Here is a 6149-nt window from a genome sequence, read left to right as displayed (position 1 = left end):
ATGCGCTTGCGGATTTTTCTAATCAACGGGTTAATCAGCTACACATAAAAAAACATCAAAGCTAGTAACTTTTACTAACTTTGATGTTCATAGATGACCTTATCAGTCCGATTTGACAAAGAGCCACAAAAGGACGGAACGAATGAACGTCCCGTCCTTGCTTTTTGTTACGTATTACTGTCGTCCATTCTTACTTGTTGACAGTGATCTCAATGATGGAATCTCCTGGTATCTGCGGTGGGATCGACATGGTCATCACTGGCATTTTCACTAGTGTAAAAGTGATTTCGACTCCTGATTTCAAAGCGTCGGCACCCTCTCTGATCTGTTCGGGGGCTGCGTTCAAAAGCACGCCGTCATTACTGAAAGAAGTCCCGATATTTGCCGGATCTTCTTTTGATTTGACACCTGTTACTTTTATTTGGATCGTCTCTTCTTCTGCTTCCACTTTTGTGATGCTTTCGATCGTTCCAGTAAATACACTTTGACTTTCAGCCGGTGAACTGCTTGTTTCCATCACCTGTCCTGCATCGATCGAATCGATCGATCCTGTATCGTTTTCTGAGTTGCCGCAGCCTGCAAGAACGAAAAGTACCCCTGCAGCAGCCAAACAAGAAAAAATAGCCTTCATATAACATCCTCCGTGTAAGTTTTTGCACTACTTATTTCGGTGTATATCATTTGGTTATTTTACATTTTCAAGCGATAGAGTGCTTATCATTTTGCACGATCTATCTTCATAACAAAGCTTTCGTGAATTTTGCCTGGATATTCTCTCGTTTGCGAGAAACGTGCCTTGACCGTCACTGCGACCCTATCCCCTTCTTGTAAACGTAAAGCAGCAACATCCGCTAGCTTTTTCGTAATCAAAGAGATAGTTGTCTCACATTCCCCATGAAACTTTACTGTATCGGGTGCTTCTTTTATAGTTTTCAGATGGTGGAAGATGGCTGAACCGCTCGGATGAATTGATTTCACTGTTGCTTCGATGATCGTGTATTCATCTTCAGCCAATTCATCTATTTGCTCATTCACCGTTTCTTTTTCCATGTCTGTCACATCTGAATCGACTGTGCTGGAACAGCCAAATAGAAAAAGCAATGTGCTAGCAGTTAACAAGTACAAGGTTATTTTTTTCACTCCGTCTCTCCTTATCAAGATCAGCCATTGCGACGGTTGCGCCCTGTCATTTCAATCTCTTTGGTCAAATAGCGGATTCGTTCCATGATCCGTTTTGCTTTCAATGGTTCTTCGTCTCCGCGCTGTGTCACGGCCAAATGCTGCTCTAATTCATCCATGGTGAAATTTGATGAAAAGAAGGTCGGCAATTGTTCTTGCATCCTATATTGTAAGATAACGCCGAATACTTCATCACGTATCCAACTGCTCATCGCATCTGCTCCGATATCATCCATCATCAAAATAGGCGAACGTTTTACCGCATCAAGTTTTTCAGCCACCTGATCTTTTCCGATCGCTTGCTTCATCTCAACAGCGAATGTCGGGAAGTGGACCAGAGTCGTCGTGAATCCAGCAATTGCAAGTTCACGTGCCGTAGCGCCAAGAAGATAGGTTTTTCCGATGCCGAAGCTCCCTACTAGGTAGAGTCCCTTATGATACCCTTTCGGATCCGCTGTATACTGCTCGACAAAATCCAATGCCTCTAAACTAGCGTACCCGCGTCCATCGGTTCGTTCGAAATTCTCGAATGAGGCCGATTGGATATCTTTCGGCATGTCCATCGCCTTCACTCGACTTCTGATCTCTTCTTGTTTCTGGCGAGCCAGCAATGCTTCAGTCGGTACATAAGTGACGTCCACATAATGGAAATTCAATGTTAATTTCGGTTCATAGCCTGGTGCGATCATCGTAGGATCGTTTCGTTGATATTTCCGTTTTTCCTGCACGAATTCATATAATTTCGCGTAGCTTTTTTCGATGTCTGCTTGTGTCAATTCTTCACGATGTGCAGCAAGAAAGGTTTGAACATCCGTATCATCCAAGACTTCAGCGATCATTTCAGCATACTTCTCCTGATAGTCTCGTCTGCTGATGATTTTTTTTAATTCTTTTCCTACGTCTTCCATCAGCTGTCACCCTCCTTTTTTGCAAGGTATTCTTTAAAGCGCCGGTCGATCTCTGCTTTTTTCTCGCTGCTGATCTGAGTTTCATCTTTTGGCTGGTTCACCCAGTCAGGCAGCTTTTCCCGCCGGACCTTCCGTCGATTCGCTGGATAATTTTGCTGTTTGTTTTGCTTCGTTTGTTTTGCTTCACTGCTGATCTTTCGTATATGCTGGATTGCTTCTTCAGCTGTCGTGATCTTCTTTTGTGCCCATTCATTTGCGATTGCATTGGCATAGGAAGCCGTCAGACTAGCGCGATCCTGGATAACCAGTACGTAGTTCAGCAATATGTTGATCACGCTGTTCGAAAGGCCGGATTGCGAGATGAGATCTTGCATCAGCCAGCTCTCCTGTTTCGAGACATACCCGCCTTTTTCTCTTTTTATTGCTTCCAAATATTTCATTGGCGGGATGCTTTGTGCCTCCTTGATCAGTTGGACCGCTGCATTAGGAAGTGGTTCTTTTGTCTGTATCACTACTTCCGGTTTGTCTTCTATCTGTTTCTCCTTGGCTTGAGGCCTTGACGTCCGATTCAGTGCCAGCACGATTTTCTGCATCTCTTTGATAGAGACTTTTTCTTCCGTAAAATCATACGCTTGAACGATCAGATCACCTAGTGTCAATTCATCGAATCCATAGAGCTGATGATACATGTCGATTTGATCGACCACTTGCTTTTCGAGTTTTGCGATGTGTTTTTTTTCAAGCCAGTCAGTCAAAAACTGCCAGTCGATCGCCGAACGGTTTTCAAGCAGCGGTTTCTTGGCAGCCTTCGCAAATGTGTCAGCTAGTGATTCGATTTTCTTTTGATCTGCCGCATAGGCATCCTCACTGAAACGATAGACTTCTAGGAATTTTTTGGTTACTTTCCGATAGCCTTCGCCAGAGAATGTTTTAGGTTCGAACAATCGGACCAGTTGATTGAAGCGGCGTTCACCAACTTTTTCCAGCAATAAGAAGGCTAAAACAGAATCTTTGAAAAATTCCTGCGGCGCGATAGGTTCTAACAACTCATAGATAAAGCAAGAGCCTAAACTCGGATCTTCTTTGTAATAGACCTCCAACAAGCCGATCCCTTCCAGTTTTTTTCGCGCTTCATAAAATTGTGGTATCCCACAGTTTAGACTGCTCAGAAGATCTGCATGGAGTCCTTCTGGTCCTTGTCCTGTTTCTTGCGAGACTTCTGTTAAAAGCGTGAAATAGATACTCAAGGCTTCTCCGCCAATCAGTGGCTGGTACAGATAGAGCAAAGCTGATCGGCTTTCTTCTTTCAACGGACCAGCTTTTCTTCCTTGGTAAATATTTTTCGGCTGAAGCTCTTTCCAAGCATTTTCCAAGGAAATGCCCCCTTTTACTTCTCAATTCTTACTTATGACTGATTAATCGTTCTTATCATTTTCTTTCGTTGTTTCTTTGTTGTTTTCTTTTGCCTTATCAACAATTTCCTGTAATTCTTTCAGAAAAACAGACATATCTTTGAATTGCCGGTAGACACTTGCGAAACGTATATAAGCGATCTCATCAAGATCGACTAGGTCTTCCATCACATATTCGCCGATCAGATTTGTCGATACTTCATTCTCTCCTAAGCTGCGGACACGGTTCTCCACATGATTGACGATCTGTTCCATTTGTTCCATTGCAACAGGTCTTTTTTCTGCAGAACGGATCAGCCCTCTCAGGATCTTGTCTCGATTGAACTCTTCACGTTCGCCGTTCTTTTTGATGACCAGCAGCGGTGCGGCTTCGATCCGTTCAAATGTTGTGAAACGGAAAGAACAATTCTCGCATTCGCGACGGCGGCGGATCGCCCGTCCGTCATCTGCTTGCCGGCTGTCGATTACTCTGGAATTATTGTGTTGACATCTCGGACATCTCATTTGGTTTCACCTCTTGCATGACTGTATTTATCTAAGGAATGCTTTCTTCTTTACAACTAGTTGTATTATAACACGAAACAAATGTGAAACGCGACTGTCCAAGCTAAAAAAAGCACGAATATAAGAACATTTTTTTCTGCTTTTGTGCGTAAAAAGTTCAAAAAAGCAAATCGGGACAGCCGAGGCAATACAAATACATATCTTTTTCTTGAAAAAACTGCTTTTTACCAAGCAAAAAAAGGCAAGGACAGATTTGTCCCTACCTCTCATGCTTGAAGCTATTTTCGTTCCAGCACTGTGTCTACAGCTTTTCTTCGATCCCAGTATAATGCTTCATCCGCTGCTCTTCGATTTTTTGCTGATCGGGGATATGCTCATCTTCGGGAAGAGGCGTTTTTGATCGATCAGGCTGGTCTTTTTTGCGCTCTTGTGTCAGATCCTGCGTTTTCGCTTCTTTTTCTGCCTGCTGGTCTTCAAGTTCATCGATACGTGCTTGATATTGCGCTGCTTTTTCTTCTGCGGCTTCTGTTTGTGCACGACCTTCATCTTTCAGCTCTTCTTTGTTAAGAATCTCGCCAAGTTTCTCTTTTGCCGTTCCTAAAACTTTGTCTTTCTGGTTCTTAATCGTTCCCATCGCTATCCCTCCCTTTTCTATAATCTTAGCATAGCAAAGTCCGCGGATATACTCAAAGAAAGCGATCGAAGAAGGCAAAAAGCCACTTTTCGACTTGAGTCGTCAGATGTTCTTTCGTGCCATTATTATCGAATACGATATCAGCTAACTGCTTTTTCTTTTCCACGGAAAGCTGACTTGCGATTCGTTGCTTTGCTTCTTTTTCGGTCAACTGGTTTCGTGCCATCAACCGCTCAATCTGTACTGCCTCCGTTGTATAGACGACCGCAACCGCGTCCATATAACGATCGTAGTGCCCTTCGTAGAGCAGAGGGATATCCACGACCACTAAAGAAGAAACTTCACGTTGACGATTGATCTGTTCTTTTATACGTGTACGGATGAACGGGTCAAGCAGCTGATCCAATCGATGCCGGTCTTCTTCAGACGAGAAGATAATGTTCCCCAGCTTTTTCCGATCGAGCTGACCGTCTTCTTGCAACATTTCTTTGCCAAATTCTTTCACGATCGCAGCAAGTCCCGGTGTTTGAGGAGCCACTGCTTCTCGAGCGATGAGATCGCCGTCGATGATCGGGATACCGTGCTTTTGAAATACAACAGCAACTGTACTTTTTCCAGTGGCGATCCCGCCGGTCAATCCTAGTACGTATCCTTTTTTGGTATTCTCAACTGCTGGCAATTTGGACAATAGTGAGTCCCCCTTTGCGCTACTTTCGTCTTGATGATTGGTGTACCACAACGGATGCATGGCTTTCCAGTTTGCTGATACACATGCAATGCTACTTGGAAACCACCTGATTCGCCTAATGCATTCAAATAGCTTCGGATCGTCGTTCCGCCTGCTTCAATCGCACGAGACAATACATCGATGATCGAAAGTCTCAAACGCTCGACTTCTTTTGGTCGCAACGTATTCGCTGGCTGTTCAGGATGGATCTTCGCTTCCCAAAGTGCTTCATCCACATAAATATTGCCTAGACCTGTCACTAAACGCTGATCCAGCAGCAGCGGCTTGATCGCTTTATGCGACTTTTTCAACCCTGCTTCGAATACATCAAGAGTAAAATATTCCGGTAAGGGCTCAGGCCCTAATTTCATGATCCCTCGGTACGTATCACTTGCACCCTTCTCGACGATCGTCATGCGCCCGAATTTCCGTACGTCGTTATAACGCAGCTGGCTTCCGTCTTCAAAAAAGAAAATCACATGCGTGTGTTTGTCGATTGGTTCGTTTTTTTCAGTAAATTGATATTTCCCTTCCATACGCAAATGAGAGATCAATTCATAGTGGCTCAAGTGGAAAATCAAGAATTTGCCTCTTCGTCCAATTGATTCAATCGTCTCGCCGACTAAGGAAGCTTCAAAGATCGGCGCTTCTGGCTGCTCAATGATTTTTGGCCATAACACTTGTACTTTCTGGATCGTTTTTCCGGACACTAGTCGTTCTAATCCTTTACGGACCGTTTCTACTTCTGGTAATTCTGGCATTTCTTTTTCTTCACCTTCAATTTT

General features: G+C 43.8%; 8 protein-coding genes. All 8 read right to left on the bottom strand.

Annotated elements, in window-relative coordinates:
* Positions 1–190 precede the first annotated feature (190 nt).
* The 8 genes from G7Y42_RS12540 to mutM all read right to left on the bottom strand — a co-directional run bounded on the left by G7Y42_RS12540 (position 191) and on the right by mutM (position 6125).
* Entirely contained in the window at positions 191–631 is a 441-nt protein-coding gene (locus G7Y42_RS12540) for a hypothetical protein (protein ID WP_165006366.1), read from the bottom strand.
* Positions 632–717: 86 nt separating this feature from the next.
* Positions 718–1140, bottom strand: coding sequence for a hypothetical protein (locus G7Y42_RS12535; protein WP_165006363.1), 423 nt, complete (start codon positions 1138–1140; stop codon positions 718–720).
* 20 nt (positions 1141–1160) lie between these two features.
* On the bottom strand, positions 1161–2087 hold the full coding sequence (gene dnaI, locus G7Y42_RS12530; RefSeq protein ID WP_165006361.1) for a primosomal protein DnaI: 927 nt from the start codon (positions 2085–2087) through the stop codon (positions 1161–1163).
* On the bottom strand, positions 2087–3460 hold the full coding sequence (locus G7Y42_RS12525; RefSeq protein ID WP_165006357.1) for a DnaD domain protein: 1374 nt from the start codon (positions 3458–3460) through the stop codon (positions 2087–2089). The genes dnaI and G7Y42_RS12525 overlap by 1 nt, the downstream gene beginning before the upstream one ends.
* A gap of 42 nt (positions 3461–3502) precedes the next feature.
* A complete protein-coding gene (gene nrdR, locus G7Y42_RS12520) occupies positions 3503–4003 on the bottom strand; it encodes a transcriptional regulator NrdR (RefSeq protein ID WP_165006352.1) in 501 nt (166 codons plus the stop codon).
* 301 nt (positions 4004–4304) lie between these two features.
* Positions 4305–4637, bottom strand: coding sequence for a CsbD family protein (locus tag G7Y42_RS12515; protein ID WP_165006350.1), 333 nt, complete (start codon positions 4635–4637; stop codon positions 4305–4307).
* 52 nt (positions 4638–4689) lie between these two features.
* Positions 4690–5325 carry a dephospho-CoA kinase gene (coaE, locus tag G7Y42_RS12510; protein WP_165006347.1) on the bottom strand — a complete coding sequence of 212 codons (636 nt, stop codon included), beginning with the start codon at positions 5323–5325 and terminating at the stop codon, positions 4690–4692.
* Positions 5277–6125, bottom strand: coding sequence for a DNA-formamidopyrimidine glycosylase (mutM, locus tag G7Y42_RS12505; protein ID WP_165006344.1), 849 nt, complete (start codon positions 6123–6125; stop codon positions 5277–5279). The genes coaE and mutM overlap by 49 nt, the downstream gene beginning before the upstream one ends.
* Positions 6126–6149 lie beyond the last annotated feature (24 nt).

The sequence above is a fragment of the Enterococcus sp. ZJ1622 genome, from assembly GCF_011038845.1.
Taxonomy (GTDB): domain Bacteria; phylum Bacillota; class Bacilli; order Lactobacillales; family Enterococcaceae; genus Enterococcus_B.
Note: the sequence above shows the minus strand (reverse complement) of the source record. Positions and strands in the feature narration are given on the sequence as shown.

Coding starts and splice junctions, on each gene's coding strand:
- G7Y42_RS12540 (WP_165006366.1), bottom strand. CDS start 631: ATGAAGGCTATTTTTTCTTGTTTGGCTGCTGCAGGGGTACTTTTCGTT.
- dnaI (WP_165006361.1), bottom strand. CDS start 2,087: ATGGAAGACGTAGGAAAAGAATTAAAAAAAATCATCAGCAGACGAGAC.
- nrdR (WP_165006352.1), bottom strand. CDS start 4,003: ATGAGATGTCCGAGATGTCAACACAATAATTCCAGAGTAATCGACAGC.
- G7Y42_RS12515 (WP_165006350.1), bottom strand. CDS start 4,637: ATGGGAACGATTAAGAACCAGAAAGACAAAGTTTTAGGAACGGCAAAA.
- mutM (WP_165006344.1), bottom strand. CDS start 6,125: ATGCCAGAATTACCAGAAGTAGAAACGGTCCGTAAAGGATTAGAACGA.